The sequence below is a fragment of the Acinetobacter entericus genome, assembly GCF_026168575.1.
Taxonomy (GTDB): Bacteria; Pseudomonadota; Gammaproteobacteria; order Pseudomonadales; family Moraxellaceae; genus Acinetobacter; species Acinetobacter bouvetii.
In genome coordinates, this window is sequence record NZ_JAPEQW010000011.1 from 105507 (window position 1) to 129825 (window position 24319).

The window sequence follows — 24319 nt, forward strand, 5'->3', positions numbered from 1 at the left end:
GGACATCACACATCACGGATCAATTGCTCAGTCCTTAAAGAACACTTTTCGTCCTGAGCTTTACTTACCGGCCGTTTTTGGTGGGCTTCGGTTTATGATTCACGTATTGATGATGGCAATACGGCTTCAATCTTTAAACGATTAAAGTCACCTGTGCGATTCACTGGCGGACGAGCGGTGCATTGGATGTGAGTAACTTTCACTGTCACATTGCTCTAAGAGCATCCCTGTATATTGAGGGAATGTCTTGATACGGAATTATCATCGTATCTTTGCAATTTGTGCAGATCCAATGCATCAAACGCTGTAGCCTGAATGCGGCATCAGGGTGCGACTGATCTGATGTGTATCAGTTTACGTTTAAAAACCAACAAAGTTGGCAGCATATTTTTTTGGAGCAGGCTGCTTTTGCATCTTAAGATGCAATTAAACGCAACAGCTTGCTGTTTTGCCGATATAATAAGCCTTCGGCGTCGGCATAATTCTTTGGGGACCTTCCCGTTTTATGTGAGTTCAGTATAGGGCGGCCATCTTCAGAAAATCTGAAATGAACCAACTTTTACTCACTTACGATGGTTTCCGTGCGCTGACTATATCAAACCTTGCATCATCTGCCTATGGGCTAAGCTTATGTTTCTTGTGTAAAGCATAGCCTAAATGATCAGTTTTTAATCAATTTCGGTATTTTTTTTAGGTCACAGTAACTGTATGAATTCTACACAGCAATGGCAAAGCGTCACTTGGTTTGAAGTGGATGAGCATCAAGCCGGTCAGCGTATTGATAATTTCCTGTTTAGCCGTCTAAAAGGTGTGCCGAAAAGCCGCATTTACCGCTTGATCCGCGAAAGTCAGGTGCGTGTCAATAAAAAGCGTGTAAAAGCGGAAACCAAGCTGAACATTGGCGATCAAGTGCGCGTTGCGCCGATCCGCTATGAGCAAAAAGATGAATCTGCAGTGCCAGTTTCAGACAAAGTGGCGCAGAGCCTGCTGAGCCGGGTGGTCTATGAAGATGAAGGCCTCATGGTGGTCAATAAGCCTTCAGGCATTGCCGTTCATGGCGGCAGCGGCGTGGCCTATGGCTTGATTGAAGGCTTGCGTGCAGCAACCGGTAAGAAGTATTTAGAGCTTGTGCACCGTATTGACCGGGACACGTCAGGCCTAGTGATGATCTCTAAAAAGCGCAGCGTTTTGAGAACCTTACAGGATTTACTTCGTGAGCATAAAATTAAGAAAACTTATGCTGCTGTGGTTAAGGGCAAGGTTGCTTTAGATAAGCAGTTAATTAATGCGCCTTTACACCGTTATGAACTGGCTAATGGTGAACGTCGTGTCTGTGTATCGCCTAAAGAAGGGAAAGAGTCTAAAACGCAGTGGAATGTCGAAGAACGTTTCATGCATGCCACCTTGGTGTATGCGCAGCCGCTGTCTGGGCGTACGCATCAGATCCGTGTGCACGGCTTAAGTATCGGGCATCCGCTGGTAGGTGATGATAAATATGGCCATGAAACGGATTATAAAGGGCCAAAACCGCGCCGTTTGTGCCTGCATGCGATGCGTTTGGATATTCCAGGCTATCCAGCGATTGAAGCGCCGCTGCCGGAAGATATGCAAAGCCTTGTGGCTCAGCTTCGTGCGCAAAAAGCGGATAAGCCTGCTGCACCATCTGAAGATTAATTTTTAAATCCACTCTCCTTGCGGAACAGTGTTCCTCACCTTTGAAAAATAGGGGCTAGGGGAGATTTGAATTTAATATGTAGAGGGCCACGCGAAAGGCGGCATGGATATCGCCGTTACTCTGTTTGCACTTCGCTTTAAAGCTGTGCTTAAAGCTTATTCAAGACGTATCATCAGAGTAACAAAGGATTTTTACTGCTTTTCATCCTTGAAAATCAGGTATTGCCTATACGAAAACTGTTGGCTGTTGAAGCTAACTGTGGTTATGAATTAATTTAACCTCTCCCTTGCGGAATATATTTCTCATCTTCCTAGAAGGAGAGGGAATATTTCGTTAATTCAAAATTATATGAATTTGAAATGAAGCTCTTCCTTTAAAAAAGAGCTGGGCTAGCTAAAAAAACTGAATCAAATATTAGGAATCATATGAACACACCTGTAGAACTTATCATTTTTGATTGGGATGGTACTTTATTCGATTCAGTGGGGCAGATTGTCGCGAGTTTGCAATTTGCGGCGCAGCAGTTCAATCAGCCGCTTACAGATGCTGCGGCAAAAAGCATTATTGGCCTAGGCTTGCCGGAAGTGGCTCAAGTCTTATTTCCAGCTGTGCCTGAGCTGCATCATGATATTTTACAGTGCTATGCCACTCATTATGTGGAAAACTCCAAAGGAGATGTCTGGTTTGAAGGCGTTGCGGTGATGCTGCAGGATTTAAAAGCGCAGGGCTTAAAGCTTGCAGTCGCCACAGGTAAAAGCCGTAAAGGTTTAGACCGGGTGCTGAATCAGACTTCAAGCTTGGAGCTGTTTGATGTGACCCGTGCAGCCAGTGAAACCAAATCCAAGCCTGATCCTTTAATGTTGACTGAGATTTTACAGGCCACAGAGATCCATGTTGAAAATGCCATTATGGTCGGTGATACCTCTTATGATCTGGAAATGGCGCAAAATATTGCCATGCCGCGTATCGGCGTAAGTTATGGGGTGCATGCCCCTGAAGTGCTTGCCTGTTATAATCCGTTGGCCATTGCCGATGATGTTGCGGATTTGCATCAACTGTTGTTAAAGCATGTGAATATCAGACAGGCTGTTTGATATAAGCGGGATGCTGAAAATGGTGATTTGAAATCACCATTTTTTATGTTCATTTTATTTTAAATTTTTGCACATCAGGTTTGTGGTTACCCCAGCCCGTCCAGTAATTAGTAACAGTTACCGTTTTATTTTGAATGCTCATGATTTTATAAATTTCATTGCGTGGGGGTGAAATTTCATTGGGACGAATGACCTCAGTCATGACAAAAATTTCTGGTGTAATCCAAGTAATCCGCCATGCATCTTTATTATAATAACCATGGCTGCATTCCATTTCATTTTGCCATGCTGCTGCAGTCGCTTGAGCATTAAATTTTAAGCCAGCACATTCAGCTCCCGCTAAAACAAGATATTTGCCTTTAAGTGACTCTTGATGATTTTGTGCAAAAGCTGCATTGGAAAGGGTGCACAGCAAGATTGCACTTAAAATAATTTTATGCTTCATTTTGTATTCATCCTATTGATTTTAAAAACATAAATAGCATCATCGTGAATGATTAAATATGATACTTGTGCTCAAAATAAGCACTTAATCTAGTCTTTTAGTCGTAGATTGATGGTGATTTTCTGAATCTGACAATTTAGCCCGAAGCTGGAGCAAGAAAGCATTTTTTCATATTTTTTTCATCTGTTTGTTTTTTAAAAATAAAACCAAGTTAATTTATAGGAATTAGCTATTGTCATAAATAAAATAAGTATTGGCATAAAAACCGCAATTTTCCGATTCTAAAACTGTTTATACATATACACGTTTGCCAAGATGGGCAGCACCCATTTGCTGATGGCTTTGATCAGTTCACAGATTTTTCTCATTGTTCATCGCATTTCCATCGATAACGGTATAAGTCCAATTTTTGCAGTTTAAGGAAACATTGATGTCGAATTCTGCTGTTGTTGAATCAGTTGCGCAGGCTTTACGCAACGCTGAATTATCTAAAACTGCGGTTGCGCCAATCCGTCCGGAGTTGGGCGGCGAACAAGCGGATGTAGATATTGCTTATGCGGTACAAGAAATCAATACTGAACGTGCGCTTAAAGAAGGCCGCCGTTTAGTGGGTCGTAAAATTGGTTTAACATCAATTGCGGTACAAAAGCAGTTGGGCGTTGACTCTCCAGACTTCGGCATGCTGTTTGCGGACATGGCTTATGGTGATGGCGAAGCAATTCCTGCCGGTCTATTGATTCAGCCTAAAGTTGAAGCGGAAATCGCGTTAATCATTAATAAAGATTTAACTCAAGAAAAACACACTTATGCAGACATTATCAGCGCAACAGAATATGCGCTGCCTGCAGTTGAAGTTGTGGATAGCCGTATCGAAAACTGGAAAATCAGCCTGATTGATACGGTTGCAGATAATGCGTCTTCTGCTGCTTATGTATTGGGTTCACGTCCTGTGAAACTTGAAAACCTTGATCTTGTAAATTGCAAAATGACCATGACCCGTGCGGGTGAAGTGGTTTCTCAAGGTGTGGGCAAAGCTTGCTTAGCAAATCCATTGAATGCTGCGGTTTGGCTGGCAGATGAAATGGTGCGCCGTGGCCGTCCATTACTCGCTGGCGACATTATTTTAACTGGCGCTTTAGGCCCAATGGTTGTTGCAAACCCAGGCGATGAATTTGTTGTAGAAATTGAAGGTTTTGGTTCAGTGACTGCAGCGTTCGCAGCTGAATAAGCTTGAATTTTATAACGTATTTACAGAGAAATTGTTCATGAAAAAGATTAAATGCGCAATGATCGGTCCAGGGAATATTGGTACTGATTTGCTTTATAAACTTCAGCGCAGCGAATGGCTGGAGCCAGTGTGGATGGTGGGGATTGATCCGACTTCTGAAGGCCTTGCACGCGCTGCGAAAATGGGTATAAAAACCACTGCGGAAGGCGTAGACGGCTTGCTGCCTCACGTGATTGAAGATGACATCAAAATTGCATTTGATGCAACTTCTGCATACGTTCACGCAGAAAACAGCCGCAAGCTGAATGAGCTTGGCGTGCTGATGATTGATTTAACACCTGCCGCCATTGGCCCATTCTGCGTACCGCCAGTCAACCTTGAAGCATTGCTTGAACAAGGTGAAGTGCCAAACGTGAATATGGTGACTTGCGGCGGTCAGGCAACCATTCCTATGGTGGCGGCTATTTCACGTGTTCAGCCTGTTGAATATGGTGAAATCATTGCCACAGTATCGACTAAATCAGTGGGTCCAGGTACACGTAAAAATATCGACGAATTCACCCGTACCACTGCAGGTGCAATTGAACAAGTGGGTGGAGCGAAACAAGGTAAAGCGATCATCATTATCAATCCGGCTGAGCCGCCATTGATGATGCGTGACACCGTGCATTGCTTAGTCGAAGGCGAGCCGGATCAAGCGGCGATCACAGAATCTGTGCATGCCATGATTAAGGAAGTTCAAAAATACGTTCCGGGCTACAAGCTTGTGAATGGCCCAGTGTTTGACGGCAGCCGCGTTTCAATCTTCCTTGAAGTGGAAGGTCTGGGGGACTTCCTGCCGAAATATGCAGGCAACCTCGACATTATGACTGCGGCGGCAGCGCGTACTGCAGAAATGTTTGCAGAACGCGTTCTTTCAAAATCAACTGTTGAAGCTTAAGGAGCAGTCACATGTCTAAGATTATTATTAATGATATGACTTTACGTGATGGCATGCACCCAATGCGCCATCAAACCACGCCTGAACAAATGGTTGCGATTGCCACTGCGCTGGATGATGCCGGTGTCCCTTTAATCGAAGTGACCCATGGTGACGGCTTAGGCGGCAACTCGGTGAACTACGGTTTTGCGGCTGCAACAGATGAAGAATATCTCAGCGCGGTGATTCCACAGTTAAAGCAGGCCAAAGTATCGGCACTGTTAATTCCGGGTATTGGTACGGTTGATCATTTGCAAATGGCATACGATGTGGGTGTTTCCACCATCCGTGTGGCAACGCATTCAACGGAAGCGGATGTATCTGAACAGCACATTACCGCTGCGCGCAAACTGGGCATGGACACGGTGGGCTTCTTGATGATGGCGCATATGGCATCACCTGAAAAATTGCTTGAAGAAGCGCAAAAGATGGTGTCTTACGGTGCAAACTGTATTTATGTAACGGATTCAGCCGGCTATATGCTGCCGCAAGACGTAACGGACCGTGTGGGGATTTTGCGTGTTACCTTAGGTTCAGACATCGAAATCGGTTTCCACGGCCACCATAACTTAGGGATGGGCGTGGCAAACTCGATTGCAGCGGTTGAAGCCGGTGCAAAACGTGTCGACTTGGCTTCCGGCGGTTTGGGTGCAGGCGCAGGGAATACGCCGCTTGAACTTTTTGTTGCGGTTGCCAACCGTATGCAAATGGAAACTGGCGTGGACTTGTTCAAAGTGCAGGATATTGCCGAAGAATTGGTTGTGCCAATGCTGCAGCAGCCGATCCGTGCAGACCGTGATGCGGCGACTTTGGGTTATGCAGGGGTTTATTCTTCATTCCTATTGTTTGCAAAACGTGCCGAAGCGAAATATGGCGTATCTGCGCGTGAAATCTTAATGGAACTCGGCCGCCGCGGTACGGTAGGCGGTCAGGAAGACATGATTGAAGACTTGGCATTGACCATGTCGAAAGCCAAAGAAGCGAATGCTTAATTTTTCATATACCTGTTGAAAATTTAAGTCAATGAAAGCGTCCGGAAGGGCGTTTTTTTATGGCGGATGGATGCAGCAGCAGGTGCTCTGGTGCGATGCAGCATGCAGTTCCGGCAGCAGAGGCTACTGCTTTTAACGGAATCTGCAGAGTTATTTTAAATTTATTGATAGTTCTCAAATATCACGTCATACCTGTTTTATATTAATGGATTCATGAACTTAGAGAGGGAGGAAACGCACTTAAACTTAAAAGCGATCAATAATATTCATTTGTCTGAAATATTTATTCAATCTTATAAAAAATCTTTTTTTAACAATGTCTTATTGGTTAATAGCGGATAATAAATCAAATCATCTTATTGTTTAAAGGTATTAAGCCTTTGAGCGGGCTTTCCTGCAGCGGCATGAATTTTACCTGATGCGGATGAATCTTTAATACTGTGGTCGGATTTCTTGAAAGCAGAGAGTTCTGCATGATAAGGCCATCGCTTAATCTGATTATTAGGAATTCAGCCATGCGTCGTCAAAATTTATGGATAGCAATTTTTGCTGCGACAGCAACGTTAGGAACAGCTGCATCACATGCGGGCTTTATTGACGACAGCCAAGTACAGTTAAAATTTAAAAATTTCTATTTAGACCGCCAAATTCAAGAAAACTCCGCTGCCAATTGGGGTTCATGGTCACAAGGTGTGACTTTAGATGCAAAATCAGGTTATGCCGATATTGGCGGCGGCATTCAAGTCGGTGCCGATCTTTTGGTGCAGCATGCTTTTAAATTGAATGGCCGTGATAAGAATCCAGACTGGGTGCTGCCGCATGACGGCAAAGAGTCGAAAGATAACTTTGGCAAAGTGGGCGCAACCTTAAAAGCCAAAGTGTCGCAAACTGAATTAAAAGTGGGTGAGTTATTGCCTGTTTCACCGGTTTTAGTCTTCGATCCGTCTCGTCAGCTGCTCACCACTTACAGCGGCGCTTGGCTGGAATCGAAAGACATTAAAAATACCAAACTGACTTTGGCCTACATTGACGGCATCAACAACCGTTATGATAACCAGTTCCGTGACTTAACTAAATTTGCACCGCCTGCCTATGACAATGGCGCCAAAGCGGACGGCATGTATATTGCGGGCGTAGATCACCAGTTTACTCCAGAAATTGGCGGCAGCTACTGGTATGCAGATGTGAAAGACATTTATCAGCAGCATTATGTCGGCGCAAGCTACAAAACTAAACTGGGTGAAAAAGCCAAATTGGACAGTCACATCCGGTATTTTGACAACTCGGAGTCTGGCGACAAGCTGTATGGCGATATTGATAACCAGGCTTTATCTGTGGGCGCGAAAGTGAATTATGGCGCGCATACTGTAGGCTTGGGCTATCAGCAGATGTTTGGCGATAGCGCCTTCCCGACGTTGGGCGGCTGGGTGCCGCAGCCGTATTTAGTCAACTGGGGCGTGGCGACATTTACCAATCCGGATGAAAAATCATGGGGCTTTACCTATGGCTATGATTTTTCTGAATTGGGCGCAAAAGGCTTAAATGCCACTGCGGTTTATTTCACGGGTTCAGATGCAAAAGTTGCGGGTAAAACGGATCAGAAGTCAGATGAGCTGAATTTGATTGTGAACTATAGCGTGCCAGAAGGTAAGCTGAAGGGCTTAGGCTTTCAAGCCATGTATATTGATGCCAACTATGATTGGAAATCCGATCTTAAGGAATATCGTGTAGCAACGACTTATACGTATAAATTCTAATAGATTGCGATAAAAAAAGGCGGCTGGAAAAGCTGCCCTTTTTTTGCGCTGAAAAAATTCAACAGCCCGCTTCCGGAAGGTGAATCCAGAGCGGACTGCATATTAAATTCATATAAAACAAATATTTAAATAATATATAAATTGTTGGATGTGATCGTAATTTTGTATCAGTTGACAGCGCGATAGCGGTTAATATGAAGCTGTAAAAAGTCTAAAACTTTAATCCACTAGGCGTTTAAATCGGCAAAAAAGATTGAAACGCAGGCGCTTACGCTGTACGAGGAGTATGTATGAGCACAGTTCAAATCCCTGACTACACAACGGATTCATTCTTCGGATTAGAAGATAAATGGATTGAAACGGCTGAGGGTGAGTTGACTCACTATCACGAAATTGGTGAAGGAACGCCAATCCTGTTTTTGCACGGTTCGGGTACTGGCGTATCTGCAGCGGCAAACTGGTGGCTGAACTTGCCGCAAATCGGCGAGCAGGCGCGCTGTATCGCGATTGATACTATCGGCTACGGCCAAACGGTGGTTGCGCCAAATACCGCTTACGGCATCCGCGCGTGGGTTGACCATGCGGTGCGTACTTTAGATGCGCTGGGCATTGAAAAAACCTGGTTAGTCGGCAACTCACTGGGCGGCTGGCTGGCTTTCCAAATGGCGATTGATTACCCTGAGCGCATTTTGGGCATCGTCTCTATGGGCACAGGCGGCGCAGTTCAAACGGCTGCACTGAAAGCGCATGCGAATCCGGTATTAACAGAAGAAGGCATTAAAAAAACGCTTTCTATGTTTGTGGTGAATAAAGACCTGATCACCGATGAATTGGTTAAAGTCCGTTTTGCATCTGCTGCCAATGACTATGCTTCTAACCGTTTAATGGACGTTGTAGGCGCGCGTGACCGTGACCGTTTTGAATTTCCGTTAGATTTCGACAAAATGAAAGACATCACGGTGCCTGTACTTCTGATTCACGGAACGCAAGATGTGGTGATTCCTGTTTCGCGCACTTGGGACATTTTAAATGTGGTGCCAAATGCGGATGCGCATATTTTCAGCCAATGCGGCCACTGGTCTCAAGTTGAAAAAGCGGAAGAATTCAACACCGTGATTAAAGATTATTTAACTGCGCGCGGCGTGTAATCCTCTGAATTTCAGCTGGAATGACGCAAAAAGGATGGCGAAAAGCCATCCTTTTTTCTTTTGCCTAGAGCATTTAAGGCTGAATGAAGCTGGCGGCGACATTAATGCAGATGGCCAATATGGTGGTATTGAAGCTGTAAGCCAGCAGAATATGCAGCATGTTCAGCACCCGCGTGGGCTGGGAGGTAATCGCAACATCTGCTGTTTGCGCAGAGGTGCCAATCACATAGCTGAAATATAAAAAGTCAGGATAGCTGGGCTGCGGTGTCTTGGGGAAATCCAGGCCGCCGTCTTGAGATTCGGCCAAAGCCAAGTAAAAGTCATGCGCATAATGAATTGCAAAGACCGTGTGCATAAACAGCCATGCGCAGAGAATGGTAATGACAGAGAGCGCCAAATGCGAAAGGCGGATGTGTTGATCCTGCGGCACATGATTGACTTCAACCACGATCGCAATAAAGCACATCACCAAAGTCAAAAACACTAAAAACAGAATCAGCCATTTGCTGGCGTCCTGCTGCTGTGCGCGTTGTAAAATCTGGGTGTGATCGGCATGCCAGAGCCGCTTCATGGTAAAGATCAGATAGCTTGAAACTGCGATATTCCAGCTGATGAGCAGGCAGGTTGACCATTGCCATGCAGTGCAGTAACGCAGCGCGCCATACAGGATCAGGGTCAATAAAAAGGACACAAAGAAATAAGGGCGGTACAGCACGCCGGCTCTGAGGCTGAAAAATGGCTGAAGCTTCATCAGAATTCCTTTATTCTTTTTTTATCAATAAGATAAGTTTTTAGATGACAACTCAGCATACTCTAAACTGAATAGCCGGTTCTTATTAGACTTAAGTTGTAATTTGCAGGGAAATTAAATAATTTATGAATCTATCAACTAAAATTTATAAGTTATTTTCCATGAAGCTTGCGCTGCTGATTGATAAATCGTGTAAGACTTAAGTCGAGTGCGGCTGAAAAACAGGCGATTTCAGCCTAAAAAAAGCGCCATTATTTTTACAATGAATAATGGCGCTTTTATATTTGAAGCTGTGCTGGAAAATTCAGCTCTGTTCACGGGCGATATTTAAATAAAATACCTTGGTCAGCAGTTCAATAAATTTCTGCACTGCCGCCGATGAGCTGTTTTTGCGGTAACTGACATACAGGTCAAGATAGGGCAATTCAATATCCAGCGGGCGGATGACGGTATTGCTCATGGTCAGCGGGGCAATGTAGCCCGGCAGAATCGTACAGCCTAGGCCCATGCCAATCGAGTTGATATTGAACAGAATGTTGTCGGCTTTCTGCACAATATTGAATTCAATATTGTTGGCTTTGGCAAAGTCTAGAATAGCCGTATGCAGCGTCAAGGACTGCTCGGCAGCTGGAATGATAAAATCTATGCCATTCAACGCCTTAACTGGAATTCGTTCGTATTTTGCCAGCGGATGGTCTTTAGGCAACAGAAAAATTAGCGGTTCACGCAGCACAAATTGGCTTTCAATTTCGTCGTTGTGGAAGTTATGGCGGGTAAAAGTGACGTCCAATTCGCCTTTTTTCAGCAGTTTCATCTGCTCAACATTATTCAGGCTGAGCAATTCAATTTTCAGGTCTGGATTCTGCACCCGCAAGTTCGGCAAGACATAGGGGAAGATTTTCATTTCCGCCACCGGAACAAAACCAATGCGCAGCATCTGCTGCTTGGCCTGAGAGACCTGACGCGCCATGGCAATGGCTTTGTTGGCCTGTGCGATGGTTAAGCGCGCCTGCTCCAGAAATACAGCACCTTCTTCGGTGAGTTCCACTTTACGTTTTGTGCGGTGCAGTAATTTGACGCCCACATCTTCCTCAAGATCTTTAATTTGCTGACTGAGAGAGGGCTGGGCGGTATAAAGTTTGAGCGCAGCTTTGCTGAAATTGAGTTCTTCAGCAACTGTAATGAAGTAGCGTAGGTGTCGTAATTCCATATATTCTGCCTAGGAGTAATCCAAAAAATGTCTTACTATGAGTTAGGGGCAGTATAATCTATAAACAACTATGGCGTGAAGATGATTTTGCCATTTAGGAAATAAATGGCCTGCGCGCTGATGCGGGTGTTTTAATATAAGCAATAGCTATATTAATAAGTTCTTAAACCTATTAATTGAAACAAAAAAAATATTTCACCAAAACCCATCAAAAATCCATCATCGTTGAAAAGTTGAGTCTATTTGTTTGTGACCCCACGGTTGTCGCAGGAGAGCTTTCATGAGTGGAAAAATTGATGTGCGCGAAATCGACGCTTTAGTTGATGCGCAAAATGGACGTATCTCGCCATCCATCTATACCGACCCGGATCTATATGAATTAGAGCTTGAACGTGTGTTCGGCCGTACTTGGCTATTCCTTTGCCATGAAAGCCAAATTCCTAAAGCGGGTGATTTCTTCAACACGTATATGGGTGAAGATCCAATCATCGTGGCGCGTCAAAAAGACGGCTCAATCAAAGCATTCTTAAACCAATGCCGCCACCGTTCTATGCGTGTGAGCTTCGCAGACTGCGGCAATACCCGCGCGTTCACTTGTCCGTATCATGGCTGGTCTTACGGTATTGACGGTTCTTTAAAAGACATCCCGCTTGAAGAGCGCGCTTTCCCGCAAGGCGCATGCAAAGAGCAATGGGGTCTGGTTGAAGTGAACCGTGTTAAGTCTTATAAAGGCTTAATCTTCGGCTGCTGGGATGAAACCACGCCAGATCTGGAAGAATACATGGGCGACATCGCTTGGTATTTAGACGGCGTTTTAGACCGCCGTCCGGGCGGCACTGAAATCATCGGCGGCGTGCACAAATGGGAAATCGAGTGCAACTGGAAATTTGCAGCGGAACAGTTTGCGTCTGACCAATATCACGCCCTGTTCTCGCATGCTTCTGCCATTCAAGTCTTAGGCGCGAAGCCGGATGATGAATCATCGAAAAAACTTGGCGCTGCGCAAACTGCCCGCCCAGTTTGGGAAACGGCGAAAGACGCGATCCAGTACGGTTCACGCGGTCACGGTTCAGGCTTCTTCTTCACCGAAAAACCGGATGCAAACGTATGGGTGGATGGCGAAGTAGCCAACTACTTCCGTGAAACGTTTGACGAAGTGAAAGAGCGTCTAGGTGAAGTACGCGCCTTGCGTCTTGCTGGCCACAACACCATGTTCCCGACATTGTCTTGGCTGAACGGCACTGCAACACTTCGCGTATGGCACCCGCGCGGTCCAAATAAAACTGAAGTGTGGGCATTCTGTATTGCCGACGCTGAAGCATCGCAAGAAGTGAAAGAAGCATTTGAACGCTCTGCAACGCGTGCCTTTGGTCCAGCTGGTTTCCTTGAGCAAGATGACTCTGAGAACTGGATTGAAATCCAAAAAGTGCTGCGCGGCTATAAAGCGCGTAAGAACCAGCTGATTATGGAAATGGGTAAAGGCAACGAGAAAGTGCGTGAAGACGGCATTCCGGGCATCACCAACTATATTTTCTCTGAAACTGCAGCACGCGGCATGTATCGCCGCTGGGCAGACTTATTGATCCATGAAAAATGGGAAGACGTGGAAAAAGCCGCTGACGAATACGAGAAGGAGCTTATGAAATGAGTCAGATCAGTTTAGAACTTCAGCATCAAATCAGTCAGTTCCTGTATCGCGAAGCAAAATTGCTTGACGATTGGAAGTTCCGAGATTGGCTAGATACACTGGCAGAAGATATTTCTTATACGCTGCGTACAACACCAAACGCTCAAACGCGTGACCGCCGCCGTTCAGTTGAACCGCCTACAACTTGGGTGTTCAACGACACGAAAGATCTTTTAGAACGCCGTGTTGCCCGACTTGAAACAGGTATGGCATGGGCAGAAGAGCCTCCGTCTCGCACAACGCACATGGTTTCAAATGTGATTGTTGAAGCGTCGGAAGTGGAAGGCGAGTATGACGTTTATGTCACTTATTTGCTGTACCGTACTCAAAAAGAGAAAGATGTCACTATCTATTGCGGCAAGCGTCACGACAAACTTCGTAAAGTTGATTCTGAGCTAGGTTTCCAGATCTTTAACCGTAAGATCATCCTAGATCAAGTGACTTATAACTCACACAACCTGAGCGTGTTCTTCTAATGAATAAGATTTTTGTTTGCCAAGTTGATGACTTAGACGAAGGTGAAGCATTGAAAGTGGACTGCGGCGTCAATGGCATTGAAGCGCTTGCAGTATTCAACAACGGCGGTGAGTTCTTTGCAATGAATGACCGCTGCTCACACGGCAACGCGTCTATGTCTGAAGGCTACCTTGAAGACGACGGCACAGTTGAATGCCCATTGCATTCAGCGCGTTTCTGTTTAAAAACTGGCGAAGCGCTTTGCTTGCCAGCAACTGATCCAATTAAAACTTTCCCAGTGATTTTGGAAGACGGACAGTTATTTGTTGAGATGGCAGGAGAGTAATCATGGGTTGGCTGCAAGGCGAAGTTGCGCTAATTACTGGCGGCGGTTCTGGCTTAGGCTGGGCGCTGGTTGAACGCTTTTTAGAAGAAGGCGCGCAAGTTGCGGTGCTTCAGCGTTCTAAAGCAAAAGTGGACGCATTAAATGAACACTTTGGCGGTAAAGTTCTTGCGATCGAAGGCGATGTAGCCAGCTATGAAGACAATGTCCGCGCTGTAAATGCAACGCTGGAACGTTTTGGCAAGCTGGACTGTTTTGTGGGCAATGCTGGAATTTGGGATCATTACGCAGATATCGTCAACACGTCTGGCGAGCAATTGGAAAAAGCCTTTGATGAAATCATGGGCATTAATACCAAGTCACTGATCTTAGGCGCGAAAGCTGCATTGGACGCATTGATAGCTTCTGAAGGTTCTATCATATTTACTTTGTCTAATTCGGCACTGTACTCTGCTGGCGGAGGCCCTGTATACACAGCGTCTAAGCATGCTGGTGTCGGTGTGATGAAAGAATTAGCCTATGAGCTTGCGCCTAAAGTACGAGTGAATGCTGTTGCGCCGTCAGGTATGAATGTGAATATCAAAGGCGCTGCGTCTTTGGGCCAGGAAAATCTTGGCCTGCTGGATGCACGCGACCCTGAGAAAATTGCGCGCGGCATGCCGCTGAACTTCCTGCCTGAGCCGGAAGAGATGACCGGTTCATACGTGCTCTTGGCTTCTCGTCAAAATAACCGTCCTTTGACTGGCGTTTTAATTAACGCTGAATGCGGTCTAGGCATTCGCGGTTTGCGTCAGCCGCGTGCGGGTTTCTTTGACGAATAAAATCCGCTTTCTACAGATTGCTTGCTTGTCATTAAATCACTGTAGTTATATCAGTCCCCCTAATCCCTCTAAGCATAGAGAGGATATGGGCTTGATAGAATCTTCTAAAGGTTCGCAGCCTTCCTTCTGATGAGTCAGGAGGACAGGGGGAAATCAGATTAATGACCTTTTCAAGGATCGACCTTCCGTTCTGGAGTCTCTCATGGCCGTTAAACTCATTTGTGCATCGCACAGCCCATTAATGGAATTCGCTTCTCCGCAAGAGAAATACAAAGAAGACAAAGTCCGTGAGACTTTTGCCAAACTTGCTAAAGAAGTTGAAGACTATAATCCAACATTGATCATCACTTTTGGTCCAGACCATTTTAATGGTTTCTTCTATGACTTAATGCCTTCTTTTTGTGTGGGTATTCGTGCCAAAGCCGCAGGCGACTGGGACTACGGCAAAGACAATGACCACATTAATGTGCCTGAAGAAACCGCTATTAATTTAGTACGTCGTGTGTTGGATGAAGGTGTCGATGTCGCATACTCATACCGTATGCAGGCGGACCATGGCGTGACTCAGCCTTTGCATTTCTTATGCGGCGGTCATTTGGACCGTTACCCAACTGTGCCTATTTTTATTAATGGCGCAGCTGCGCCGATGCCTACAACTAAGCGCACTATTGCTTTGGGCCGTGCCGTGGGGCAGTTCATCAGATCATTGAATTTGGAAAATGAACGCGTACTTGTATTGGGTACAGGCGGCCTTTCTCATGATCCACCAACCCCACAAATGGGCTCAGTTCCTCCAGACGTGGAAGAGTTCCTGATTGCGGGTCGTAACCCGACTGAAGAAGCACGTAACACACGTCAAGGCAAGATTATTGCAGTGGGTCAAAAATTGGCTGCAGGTGATACGTCTGTTGCTGTGCCGTTGAACCCTGAGTGGGACCGCGCACTGCTGCAGACTTTTGCTAAAGCAGACTTTGCAGCCATTGAAGCGATGACAGAAGATGAAATCCGCCGTGACGGCGGACGCGGCGGTCAAGAAGTGCGTTCGTGGATGGCGGCGTTTGCTGCATTGCATGAAGTCGGCGAGTATGAAATGACAACGCATTGCTACGAAGATATTAGCGAGTGGATTGCGGGCTTTGGCATCGTATCTGCTGAATTGAAATAATTGTAAGAGTTTAAGCACATGAGCAACATCGAAACCATCGTCATTGTAGGTGCGGGTCAAGCAGGCGCAAGTGCAATTTTAGAGCTTCGCGGCAACAAATACGCAGGAAAAATCATCTTAATCGGTGATGAGGCGCATCTTCCGTATGAACGTCCGCCGCTCTCTAAAGATGTGATTTTGAAGCCTGAAGAAACCAAGATAGAAATTCTGTCCGAACAAAAACTGGCAGAACTTGGGGTGGAAACCATTCGCGGCAACGGCGTGGTGAAAATCAATGCGGATGCGAAAACGGTTGAACTTCAAAACGGTGATGCTGTTGCTTATGACAAATTGCTGCTTGCCACAGGCGGTGCAGCGCGCCGTTTGCCAAACTTCGATGCTTTGGGCAAACATGTGTACACCTTGCGCAATCTTGAAGATTCACAAGCTTTAGTTCCTGTATTGCAGGCAGGTCAACGCATTATTTTGATCGGCGGCGGTGTGATTGGCCTTGAGCTTGCTTCTAGCGCGCGCTTCAAAGAATGCCAAGTGACTGTGATTGAAATGGGTCCAATGGTCATGGGCCGCTCATCTCCACGCATTTTGAGCGAGTTTTTGCTTGAACAGCAGCGCTTAGCTGGCGTAGATGTTCGTCTTTCAACTTCTATTGCAGACTGCAAGCTGGATGGCGAAGAAATTGTTATGACTTTAGGTGACGGCGAAGAATTGCGTGCAGATGCAGTGGTTTACGGCATCGGTATTGTGCCAAATGCACAGCTGGCTGTTGAGGCTGGCTTGGGCGTTGATGTTGCCATTAAAGTCAACGACAACTGCCAAACTTCAAATGCAGACATCTATGCAGCAGGCGATGTAGCAACGCAACTGCGTGACTGCGGCAACCACCGCCGCGTGGAAACGTGGGAAAATGCCAATCTTCAAGCGGGCATCTTTGCGCGCCATGTGATGGGCGCTGAGCATCCTACGCCAAACCCAGCGTGGTTCTGGACGGATCAGCTTGAGATCAACTATCAATTTGTTGGTGATATGGCGGCGGCTGAATGGATTGTCCGCGGTGAAATTGCTCCTGAACAACGTGCGGAATCATCGTTCGTTTTATTCGGTGTGACGGATGGTGCGGTCGTTGGCGGCATCACGGTCAACGCAGCCAAAGAAATGCGTCATTTGAAAAAATTGATCAGCAAAAATGCAGCCTTTGAAGCAGACAAATATTTAGATTTGGGCCAAGAGCTTCGCAAGCTGGTGAAGTAATCTGAGTTTGCAAGAGGGCAGACCTCCGGCAACGCGGGTCTGCTTTTTTATGTCTGTTTTATATCAACGCAGGCATACAGCATTTGTTGCATTTAATGGATGCAGCTAAAGCGAATGTTGATCTGTTAAACAGTGATTTTAATCCTCCCCAACCCTCCTTTTTCAAAGGAGGGAGTTGTCTTTGCGAAGTGCAGATTTCGTTTGGATTGTTTCCCCCTTTTTTTAAAGAAGGGTTAAGGGAGATTATTGATCATTTATGAGTAGTCTTATCTCCTTGCACTGAGGCGGCATCCATGCCGCCTCGTGAAATAGATTTCGGGTGGAATTTATTTGCAGTCGCTTTTCTGAATTTATATCGCGAAAGAACCATTTATGAACTCAAACTCAACGCCAATATTCGTGACGGCTAGTATTTATGCGCTTTTGGTGCTGATTTGGGCCGCGACGCCGCTGGCGATCGTCTGGAGTGTGGCGGAAGTGCATCCCATGTGGGTGCTGATCATCCGCTATTTTGGGGCATGTGTGATTGCACTGTTGGTATTGAAGCTGATGCGCGGCCCGCTGCCTTTTGACAAAGTATCGGTGCAAAGCTATATCGCAGGCAGCCTGAATTTAATTGGCGCGCAGCTGTTTATTTATCTGGCAGCCAATTATTTAACATCAGGCTTAATGGCGCTGATTTTTGGTTTTTCACCGTTGATCGCGGGCTTGATTGGCCATGTGATTTTAAAAACTCAAAAGCTGGTTGGAGTGCAATGGCTGGGCATGGCCATTGCGGTCAGCGGTCTAAGCTTTGTCTTTATTGCTTCTGCTGACAGCAAAGTCAACCCGTGGGGCGTTGTGCTGATGCTGATCAGCATGGTGTCCTATATCAGCAGTATTTTCTGGGTCAAGCAGATCAATGCCCCGCTGAAGCCGATGTCGCAGGCCACAGGTTCGCTTATGGTGTCAGCACTGGGTTCATTGCTGCTGATGCCATTTATTTGGCAGCATTTTCCAACACAGATGCCCAGCACGAATGCCATCATTGGCTTCTTGTTTACCATGATTTTGTCGTCTATTGTGGCGATGCTGTGCTACTTCTGGCTGATCAAGCGTTTGGCGGCGTCTACGGTATCTTTAAGCAATGTGATGACGCCTATTATTGCCCTTGTGTTGGGTGCGGCGCTGAATAATGAACACATTAGTTCCAATGCAGTCGCGGGTATTGCTGTGGTGATGCTGGGTATTGTGATGTACTTTTGGAAAGAGTGGTGCATGCAATATTTTGCCAAAGCCAAAAAATGAAAACTCAGCTAAAAAGGGAAGCAGGGCTTCTCTTTTTTATGCGTATTTGCCAGCCAGCGGATGAAGGGCGCTTATCCTGCGGACAGATAAATCCATGTTCCACATGGAACCTTGCATAATGCGGAGACAGTCATTAAGGCTGAAACAATCTCCCGCCTGCGTTATGAAAATGTGCAAAAAGAGATTGAAATACAACAAAAAATAAACCTTGCCAAGCAATGCTTTGGTTAAGATAGGGCAATACAGCGGGAGCGCGCCAGCAAGTGAAATACAAGCCGCCGCTGATGATTATAATTTTAAGCCGTACTTTTTAGGACAGCATGCAATGTCGAGTACCAATAAAGCCGTAGTGTATGCAGCATTGCTGGGGAATCTGGCGATAGCTTTGGTCAAATTTATTGCTGCTTACATCACCAACAGCTCTGCCATGCTGAGTGAGGCGGTTCATTCGGTGGTAGATACCCTGAATGAAATTTTGCTGCTGTACGGTATGAAAAAATCCCAGCAGCCGGCCAACTCCAGGCATCCTTTCGGCTATGGGCGGGAATTGTATTTCTGGGCATTTATTGTCGCTTTGCTGGTATTCGCCTTAGGTGCAATAGTATCCATTTATCAGGGAGTGCAGCATATCCGTTATCCAGAAGAAATTAAAAACCCGATGGTGAATTATGCAGTGCTGGGTTTTGCCATTATTTGTGAAGGCGCATCATGGTTTATCGCTTTAAAAGCCTTTCGAAAATCGAAAGGCGCGCTGGGCTATTTTGAAGCATTCCGGCGCAGTAAAGACCCAACGGCTTTTACGGTGCTGTTTGAAGATACCGCGGCATTGATTGGTTTATTTATCGCCTTCATTGGGGTTTATTTGGCGCATGCATTGAATATGCCTGTGCTGGATGGTGTAGCATCTGTAATGATTGGTGCGGTTTTAGCTGTTTCGGCATGTCTTTTGGCCCGTGAAACCAAGGGCCTGCTGATGGGGGAGACTGCTGATCCGCAGCTGCGGCACGATGTGCTGCACATTGCGCAGAAGGACCCGGCAGTGCTGTCTGCGAATGGCGTACTGACAGAACAGATGGGGGCGCATCAGGTTATTGCATCTTTAAGCCTGGAATTTAAAGATCATTTAAGCGCCGATGAAATTGAGTCCTGCGTGAATCGGATTGAATCACAAATTAAACAGATTCATCCTGAAATTGTGGCACTCTTTGTCAAACCGCAATCTCAACAGGTTTGGCTGGAACGGATGAAAGGCCGTTTGGATTAAGTTCAGCTGCCTATTCAGCTGATTTTGTTTGCTAGAATTTTTTGAAGAACTTTGAATGTCCATGAAGCACGAGTCGGAACAAAAGCATTTTCAATTGCCAGCAGAGGCGTGCTGGTCACATACTTGGCGTCAGCCGATGTTTGAGTTTCTCGCCTCAGCGCATTTTAATGGCGAGCATTTTTTTAATGCGCTGCGGCCGCCGGAAAGCCATAAGCGGTCTAATTTTATTAAGTGGATGCTGAAGCGCCGCTCATCGACTTGGAATGTAGACCGCAAGCAGGAATATCAGCAGTTTGCGCAAGCGTCGCGTTCCCTGCCGCAAAACCGCCCCAATGCCAAAATAGATGATTGGCAGGTCTGGTTTGTCGGGCATGCAACGGTGCTGATTCAAATCGGCCCTTATAACTTGCTGACAGATCCTGTCTGGGCGGAATATGCCGGCCCAAGCCAAGGCCGCGGGCCGTGCCGCGCATGCCCTGCAGGAATTGCCTTGGAAGAGCTGCCGGATATTCATGCCGTGCTGCTGAGCCATAACCATTATGACCATATGGATTTAAGTACCCTCAGCTGGCTGCATGAGCAGTTTGCCATGCCTATTTATACTGGGCTGGGCAATAGTTACTACTTGCCTGAGCATTTTCAGGTCTATGAGCTGGACTGGTGGCAATCTGCACTGCTGGGGGATTTAAAGCTGGTCTATACGCCTGCTCAGCATGGCTCAGGCCGTGGCCTGCGTGATCAGAACCGCGCGCTTTGGGGCGGCTTCTCTGTCTTGAATGGCGCAGATCACTGCTTTTTTGCCGGTGATACCGGCTATTCTCCTCATTTTAAAGAAATCTATGCCAAATATGGCGCACCGCGGATTGCCCTACTGCCGATAGGCGCCTATGAACCGCGCTTATTGATGCGCTATCTGCATATGAATCCGGATGAAGCATTCCAGGCGCATAAAGACCTGCATGCCAAATGTTCATTGGCTATTCATTACCGTACCTTCCAGTTGACGGATGAAAGCCGTGAACAGCCGGAAGAAGACCTGCAGAAGGCGCGTCAAAAATCTTCGAAGCTGATGAATCCATTTATCTGCATCCGCGAAGGCAAGCGCTTAACGGTTTAAGCCGATGGCTGAGGTTCTTTGATGAGCGCAATGGCCGCGATAGACAGCGATGCCATTGCAGTGTTCATTACCAATGGATGAAACGCCTGCCGGAAGCAATGGGGATCGGCCGCCAAGATCAGGGCGCTGAGGCCAAGCATGCCGATAATATTCAATAGATGTTAAAGTTGACGCTTTTTCAAAACGAGAAATAACAGCCCAAATGCAATTTCAACACACTCTGTAATTTGCATCACAATGGCGGCTTGGATTTCATCCAGGCCTTGCCGTTGCCAAATGGGCAGCTTATCAGCGGCTTGAAATAAAATTTTAGGCACTAGTCCCTGATAAATCTATAATGCCGCCACGGCGGTGTAATGCTCAGTTGATATGCCATAGTGTTTTAAAATTGCTTCTCCAAGCGGAGATTGCACAGAGGCAAGTTTAAATTTTTTGGATGATCATTTTGAATTAAAAATTTAGCCCAGCCATTACAAATCACGCAAATGGCATCCAATAAAATAATATCGTGCTGCTGAATAATCTGAGAAATATCGCATTGCATAGATCACCATGCGTTTTTGCTTTTATTTTCGAGCAGATAAAATAAGAGGCGATGAACCATACCGATTTCTTCGCTTTTCAGCGACTGGCACTGGGCATCGGATTTTTCGAAAAACAGGATTCAGAGAAGCCATCAGCCTCCAAAAACGCGGGTCAGCCTATTTTCTTCAGAAGTAAAGTCATAACTTTTTGAAAAACAAAAAATCATTTATTTTTAATATTTTAAATTGAATAAACCGATTGTTCTGATTCGTTAAATTTGCTTGGGCTTCGGTCAAAAACAAGATATGTTCTTAATCAGCAGCAGATGTATTTTACGGTTCAATACAATACTTCATAATTATTTTGGAGACTTACAATGACACAAAATTCGCAAGCATCCGGTTGCCCATTTCACCAAGCCGGTGGGCAGACCAGCGTAGCCAGCACAAGTAATGCCGACTGGTGGCCCAACGCTTTAAATCTCGATATTCTTTCTCAGCATGATAAAAAAACTAACCCAATGGATCCGGACTTTGATTATGCAGCCGCCTTTAAATCACTGGATCTGGAAGCGGTTAAACAAGACCTGCGTGAATTGATTAACAGCAGCCAAGACTGGTGGCCTTCGGATTATGGCAGCTACATTGGCATGTTTGTGCGTACCGCATGGCACTTGGCGGGCTCATACCGCAAGCAGGATGGCCGCGGCGGCGCCAATACCGGCAACCAGCGTTTTGCGCCGCTCAACAGCTGGCCGGATAACGTCAATACTGATAAAGGCCGCCGCCTGCTTTGGCCGATTAAACGCAAGTACGGCAACAAAATTTCCTGGGGCGATTTGATTGTACTCGCCGGTACGGTGGCGTATGACGTTGCCGGTTTAAAAACCTTCGGTTTTGGCGGTGGACGTACCGATATTTGGGCGCCGGAAAAGGACATTTACTGGGGTGAAGAGCGCCAGTGGCTTGCGCCAACCAAAGAGCGCTATGCCAGTGATGCAGACCGCTCATCTCTAGAAAACCCATTGGCTGCGGTGCAGATGGGCTTGATTTATGTCAATCCTGAAGGTGTGGATGGTGTGCAAGACCCGCTTCGCACCGCGCAGGATATGCGTGTGACCTTTGACCGCATGGGGATGGATGACGAAGAAACCGTAGCGCTCACGATTGGCGGCCATACTGTCGGTAAAGCGCACGGGAATGGTAAAGCTGAAAACTTGGGCGCAGATGTGGAGAGCGCAGATGTTGAATTCCAAGGCTTGGGCTGGCACAACCCGGAAGGCACAGGCAATGGTGCAAATACCATGGTCAGCGGCTTGGAAGGCGCATGGACCACGCACCCAACCAAGTGGGATAACGAATTCCTGTACTTGCTGTTTACTTATGAGTGGGAAAAAACGCTCAGTCCGGCAGGCGCGAAACAATGGGAACCAGTGAACATCAAAGAGGAAGACAAGCCTGTTGATGCGCACAACCCGAATATCCGCCGCAACCCGATGATGACCGATGCCGATATGGCGCTGAAATTTGACCCTGAATACCGCAAAATTGCAGAGCGTTTCTACCATAACCCTGAACAATTAAATGATGCATTTGCTCGTGGTTGGTTTAAATTAACCCACCGCGACATGGGGCCAAAATCGCGTTACTTAGGTGCAGACGTACCTGCAGAAGATTTAATCTGGCAAGATCCAATTCCGGCTGTTGATTACACCTTAACCGATGCAGAAGTCGCTGAACTGAAAGCAAAACTTTTAGCCAGCGGGCTATCTTCTGCTGAACTTATTGCAACAGCATGGGACAGCGCGCGCACCTTCCGCGGTTCGGACTACCGCGGCGGCGCGAATGGCGCACGTATCCGCCTTGCGCCGCAAAAGGATTGGGAAGGCAATGAACCTGCGCGTTTAGCCAAAGTACTCGCAAAACTTGAAGAAATTCAGGCGGGTCTTACCAAGAAAGTCAGCATTGCCGATTTGATCGTGCTGGGCGGTACAGCAGCCGTCGAACAGGCAGCGAAAGCAGCAGGCGTCAATATTGCTGTGCCATTTACAGCTGGCCGCGGTGACGCCACTCAAGAGCAAACGGATGCTTACTCATTTGAAGACTTTGAACCCAAAGCTGACGGTTTCCGCAACTATGTGAAAGCGGATTATGCGGTACAGCCTGAAGAAATGCTGCTTGACCGTGCGCAATTGCTTGGTTTGACGGCGCCTGAAATGACGGTGCTGGTGGGCGGTTTACGTGTACTTGGCGCGAACTATGGCGACTCGAAACACGGTGTGTTCACTGACAACGTGGGAACATTGAGCAATGACTTCTTCGTGAACTTGACTGACATGGCGTACAACTGGAAGCCAACAGGCAAGAATTCGTACAACATCGTCAGCCGTGCTTCGGGGGAAACCAAATGGACGGCGACACGTGCAGACTTAGTCTTTGGCTCAAACTCGATTTTACGTTCATATGCAGAAGTGTATGCACAAGATGACAACAAAGAGAAGTTTGTAAAAGACTTTGTTGCGGCTTGGGTGAAAGTAATGAACGCAGACCGTTTTGATGTGAAGTAGTTTTCATTGAAATAAAAAACCGCTCAAAAGAGCGGTTTTTTATAGATCATAAGATGCTGATATTATTTAATTTAGAAGTTTAGGTTTCGTATAAAGTGTATAGTGTTAATTTTAGGGAAACTAATTAAGGATCACCTTTAATATGATGTATACATGGAGTGAATTCGAGCAAAAATTAATAATTCATAGAGATACTAGTATTGATATATCTAGAATATTATATATGTATGAAAAGCAAATCAAAGATCTTATAGTTAAAATTAAACAATTAAAATTTGAAGCAGCAACTCCAATATTTGATGAGTTATATGAAATACAAGGTTATTTAGCGTCAGCTAAATATAAATATGATATAGAACTTAATAATGAATTAGATTTATTCGTATACCATTTTGATAGGGCATATGATGAATATATAAGACACTACTGGTATGAACAATTTCATAATAATATTACTTGGCCTCTCCCAGAGGATGTTTAATTAGTCTATTTAACATAATGGTGATTATACGAAATTAAAATGTTAGAACCCATTTAAAGTGTCTATATTCTCACCAATAA

The 24319-nt window shown here is 46.0% G+C and carries 22 protein-coding genes and 1 pseudogene; 18 read left to right on the plus strand and 5 right to left on the minus strand.

The features are described 5' to 3' along the window. The first annotated feature begins 708 nt into the window (after window positions 1-708). Window positions 709-1674: an RluA family pseudouridine synthase gene (locus OKC24_RS10515; protein ID WP_131276216.1), complete on the plus strand. Its 966-nt coding sequence runs from the start codon at window positions 709-711 to the stop codon at window positions 1672-1674. Window positions 1675-2100: 426 nt separating this feature from the next. Continuing rightward, window positions 2101-2769, plus strand: a complete 669-nt coding sequence (locus OKC24_RS10520) for an HAD-IA family hydrolase (RefSeq protein ID WP_130143781.1) — start codon at window positions 2101-2103, stop codon at window positions 2767-2769. A gap of 49 nt (window positions 2770-2818) precedes the next feature. Here the strand turns inward: OKC24_RS10520 and OKC24_RS10525 are convergent, their stop codons facing one another. Beyond that, window positions 2819-3214, minus strand: a complete 396-nt coding sequence (locus tag OKC24_RS10525; protein ID WP_130143780.1) for a hypothetical protein — start codon at window positions 3212-3214, stop codon at window positions 2819-2821. Window positions 3215-3644: 430 nt separating this feature from the next. Between OKC24_RS10525 and mhpD the strand changes: the two genes are divergently transcribed. From mhpD to OKC24_RS10550, 5 genes are all read left to right on the plus strand, one after another. Next, window positions 3645-4442: a 2-keto-4-pentenoate hydratase gene (gene mhpD / locus OKC24_RS10530; RefSeq protein ID WP_130143779.1), complete on the plus strand. Its 798-nt coding sequence runs from the start codon at window positions 3645-3647 to the stop codon at window positions 4440-4442. Window positions 4443-4479: 37 nt separating this feature from the next. After that, window positions 4480-5382 carry an acetaldehyde dehydrogenase (acetylating) gene (locus OKC24_RS10535; RefSeq protein ID WP_130143778.1) on the plus strand — a complete coding sequence of 301 codons (903 nt, stop codon included), beginning with the start codon at window positions 4480-4482 and terminating at the stop codon, window positions 5380-5382. Between the two features lie 11 nt (window positions 5383-5393). Continuing rightward, window positions 5394-6413, plus strand: a complete 1020-nt coding sequence (dmpG, locus tag OKC24_RS10540) for a 4-hydroxy-2-oxovalerate aldolase (protein WP_130143777.1) — start codon at window positions 5394-5396, stop codon at window positions 6411-6413. A 515-nt stretch (window positions 6414-6928) separates the two neighbouring features. After that, complete coding sequence (locus OKC24_RS10545) at window positions 6929-8170, plus strand: OprD family outer membrane porin (RefSeq protein ID WP_130143776.1); 1242 nt, start codon at window positions 6929-6931, stop codon at window positions 8168-8170. 290 nt (window positions 8171-8460) lie between these two features. Next, window positions 8461-9318 carry an alpha/beta fold hydrolase gene (locus OKC24_RS10550; protein ID WP_005007156.1) on the plus strand — a complete coding sequence of 286 codons (858 nt, stop codon included), beginning with the start codon at window positions 8461-8463 and terminating at the stop codon, window positions 9316-9318. 73 nt (window positions 9319-9391) lie between these two features. Here the strand turns inward: OKC24_RS10550 and OKC24_RS10555 are convergent, their stop codons facing one another. Both OKC24_RS10555 and hcaR read right to left on the minus strand, forming a co-directional pair. Next, window positions 9392-10069: a DUF1345 domain-containing protein gene (locus OKC24_RS10555; protein WP_131276215.1), complete on the minus strand. Its 678-nt coding sequence runs from the start codon at window positions 10067-10069 to the stop codon at window positions 9392-9394. A 304-nt stretch (window positions 10070-10373) separates the two neighbouring features. Beyond that, on the minus strand, window positions 10374-11279 hold the full coding sequence (hcaR, locus tag OKC24_RS10560) for a DNA-binding transcriptional regulator HcaR (protein ID WP_005007160.1): 906 nt from the start codon (window positions 11277-11279) through the stop codon (window positions 10374-10376). Window positions 11280-11559: 280 nt separating this feature from the next. Here hcaR and hcaE point away from each other — a divergent pair, with 280 nt between their 5' ends. The 9 genes from hcaE to OKC24_RS10605 all read left to right on the plus strand — a co-directional run bounded on the left by hcaE (window position 11560) and on the right by OKC24_RS10605 (window position 20667). After that, window positions 11560-12927, plus strand: coding sequence for a 3-phenylpropionate/cinnamic acid dioxygenase subunit alpha (hcaE, locus tag OKC24_RS10565; protein WP_130143774.1), 1368 nt, complete (start codon window positions 11560-11562; stop codon window positions 12925-12927). Next, entirely contained in the window at window positions 12924-13442 is a 519-nt protein-coding gene (gene hcaF, locus OKC24_RS10570) for a 3-phenylpropionate/cinnamic acid dioxygenase subunit beta (protein WP_131276214.1), read from the plus strand. Before hcaE ends, hcaF begins: the two co-directional genes overlap by 4 nt. Further along, window positions 13442-13768, plus strand: a complete 327-nt coding sequence (gene hcaC, locus OKC24_RS10575) for a 3-phenylpropionate/cinnamic acid dioxygenase ferredoxin subunit (RefSeq protein ID WP_130143772.1) — start codon at window positions 13442-13444, stop codon at window positions 13766-13768. Before hcaF ends, hcaC begins: the two co-directional genes overlap by 1 nt. 2 nt (window positions 13769-13770) lie before the next feature. Continuing rightward, on the plus strand, window positions 13771-14586 hold the full coding sequence (hcaB, locus tag OKC24_RS10580; RefSeq protein WP_130143771.1) for a 3-phenylpropionate-dihydrodiol/cinnamic acid-dihydrodiol dehydrogenase: 816 nt from the start codon (window positions 13771-13773) through the stop codon (window positions 14584-14586). Window positions 14587-14788: 202 nt separating this feature from the next. Further along, window positions 14789-15751 carry a 3-carboxyethylcatechol 2,3-dioxygenase gene (locus OKC24_RS10585; protein WP_130143770.1) on the plus strand — a complete coding sequence of 321 codons (963 nt, stop codon included), beginning with the start codon at window positions 14789-14791 and terminating at the stop codon, window positions 15749-15751. An 18-nt stretch (window positions 15752-15769) separates the two neighbouring features. Next, complete coding sequence (hcaD, locus tag OKC24_RS10590; protein ID WP_130143769.1) at window positions 15770-16999, plus strand: 3-phenylpropionate/cinnamic acid dioxygenase ferredoxin--NAD(+) reductase subunit; 1230 nt, start codon at window positions 15770-15772, stop codon at window positions 16997-16999. Between the two features lie 372 nt (window positions 17000-17371). Beyond that, window positions 17372-18286: a DMT family transporter gene (locus OKC24_RS10595; protein ID WP_131276213.1), complete on the plus strand. Its 915-nt coding sequence runs from the start codon at window positions 17372-17374 to the stop codon at window positions 18284-18286. Window positions 18287-18611: 325 nt separating this feature from the next. Further along, window positions 18612-19550 carry a cation diffusion facilitator family transporter gene (locus OKC24_RS10600; protein WP_130143862.1) on the plus strand — a complete coding sequence of 313 codons (939 nt, stop codon included), beginning with the start codon at window positions 18612-18614 and terminating at the stop codon, window positions 19548-19550. Between the two features lie 61 nt (window positions 19551-19611). Then, a complete protein-coding gene (locus OKC24_RS10605; protein ID WP_265465046.1) occupies window positions 19612-20667 on the plus strand; it encodes an MBL fold metallo-hydrolase in 1056 nt (351 codons plus the stop codon). 161 nt (window positions 20668-20828) lie between these two features. Here the strand turns inward: OKC24_RS10605 and OKC24_RS10610 are convergent, their stop codons facing one another. Both OKC24_RS10610 and OKC24_RS10615 read right to left on the minus strand, forming a co-directional pair. Further along, entirely contained in the window at window positions 20829-20999 is a 171-nt protein-coding gene (locus OKC24_RS10610) for a DoxX-like family protein (RefSeq protein ID WP_286364036.1), read from the minus strand. Between the two features lie 3 nt (window positions 21000-21002). Continuing rightward, window positions 21003-21211: pseudogene (locus tag OKC24_RS10615) on the minus strand (DCC1-like thiol-disulfide oxidoreductase family protein); the annotation flags it as partial. A 357-nt stretch (window positions 21212-21568) separates the two neighbouring features. Here OKC24_RS10615 and katG point away from each other — a divergent pair. Both katG and OKC24_RS10625 read left to right on the plus strand, forming a co-directional pair. After that, entirely contained in the window at window positions 21569-23758 is a 2190-nt protein-coding gene (katG, locus tag OKC24_RS10620; RefSeq protein WP_265465043.1) for a catalase/peroxidase HPI, read from the plus strand. A 142-nt stretch (window positions 23759-23900) separates the two neighbouring features. Continuing rightward, window positions 23901-24239, plus strand: coding sequence for a CdiI-like immunity protein (locus OKC24_RS10625; protein ID WP_130143766.1), 339 nt, complete (start codon window positions 23901-23903; stop codon window positions 24237-24239). The last annotated feature ends 80 nt before the right edge of the window (window positions 24240-24319 follow it).

Coding starts and splice junctions, on each gene's coding strand:
- hcaR (WP_005007160.1), bottom strand. CDS start 11,279: ATGGAATTACGACACCTACGCTACTTCATTACAGTTGCTGAAGAACTC.
- OKC24_RS10605 (WP_265465046.1), top strand. CDS start 19,612: ATGAAGCACGAGTCGGAACAAAAGCATTTTCAATTGCCAGCAGAGGCG.
- hcaF (WP_131276214.1), top strand. CDS start 12,924: ATGAGTCAGATCAGTTTAGAACTTCAGCATCAAATCAGTCAGTTCCTG.
- hcaD (WP_130143769.1), top strand. CDS start 15,770: ATGAGCAACATCGAAACCATCGTCATTGTAGGTGCGGGTCAAGCAGGC.
- OKC24_RS10520 (WP_130143781.1), top strand. CDS start 2,101: ATGAACACACCTGTAGAACTTATCATTTTTGATTGGGATGGTACTTTA.
- OKC24_RS10595 (WP_131276213.1), top strand. CDS start 17,372: ATGAACTCAAACTCAACGCCAATATTCGTGACGGCTAGTATTTATGCG.
- OKC24_RS10515 (WP_131276216.1), top strand. CDS start 709: ATGAATTCTACACAGCAATGGCAAAGCGTCACTTGGTTTGAAGTGGAT.
- mhpD (WP_130143779.1), top strand. CDS start 3,645: ATGTCGAATTCTGCTGTTGTTGAATCAGTTGCGCAGGCTTTACGCAAC.
- hcaC (WP_130143772.1), top strand. CDS start 13,442: ATGAATAAGATTTTTGTTTGCCAAGTTGATGACTTAGACGAAGGTGAA.
- OKC24_RS10535 (WP_130143778.1), top strand. CDS start 4,480: ATGAAAAAGATTAAATGCGCAATGATCGGTCCAGGGAATATTGGTACT.
- OKC24_RS10550 (WP_005007156.1), top strand. CDS start 8,461: ATGAGCACAGTTCAAATCCCTGACTACACAACGGATTCATTCTTCGGA.
- katG (WP_265465043.1), top strand. CDS start 21,569: ATGACACAAAATTCGCAAGCATCCGGTTGCCCATTTCACCAAGCCGGT.
- OKC24_RS10545 (WP_130143776.1), top strand. CDS start 6,929: ATGCGTCGTCAAAATTTATGGATAGCAATTTTTGCTGCGACAGCAACG.
- OKC24_RS10585 (WP_130143770.1), top strand. CDS start 14,789: ATGGCCGTTAAACTCATTTGTGCATCGCACAGCCCATTAATGGAATTC.
- OKC24_RS10600 (WP_130143862.1), top strand. CDS start 18,612: ATGTCGAGTACCAATAAAGCCGTAGTGTATGCAGCATTGCTGGGGAAT.
- hcaE (WP_130143774.1), top strand. CDS start 11,560: ATGAGTGGAAAAATTGATGTGCGCGAAATCGACGCTTTAGTTGATGCG.
- dmpG (WP_130143777.1), top strand. CDS start 5,394: ATGTCTAAGATTATTATTAATGATATGACTTTACGTGATGGCATGCAC.
- hcaB (WP_130143771.1), top strand. CDS start 13,771: ATGGGTTGGCTGCAAGGCGAAGTTGCGCTAATTACTGGCGGCGGTTCT.
- OKC24_RS10555 (WP_131276215.1), bottom strand. CDS start 10,069: ATGAAGCTTCAGCCATTTTTCAGCCTCAGAGCCGGCGTGCTGTACCGC.
- OKC24_RS10625 (WP_130143766.1), top strand. CDS start 23,901: ATGATGTATACATGGAGTGAATTCGAGCAAAAATTAATAATTCATAGA.
- OKC24_RS10525 (WP_130143780.1), bottom strand. CDS start 3,214: ATGAAGCATAAAATTATTTTAAGTGCAATCTTGCTGTGCACCCTTTCC.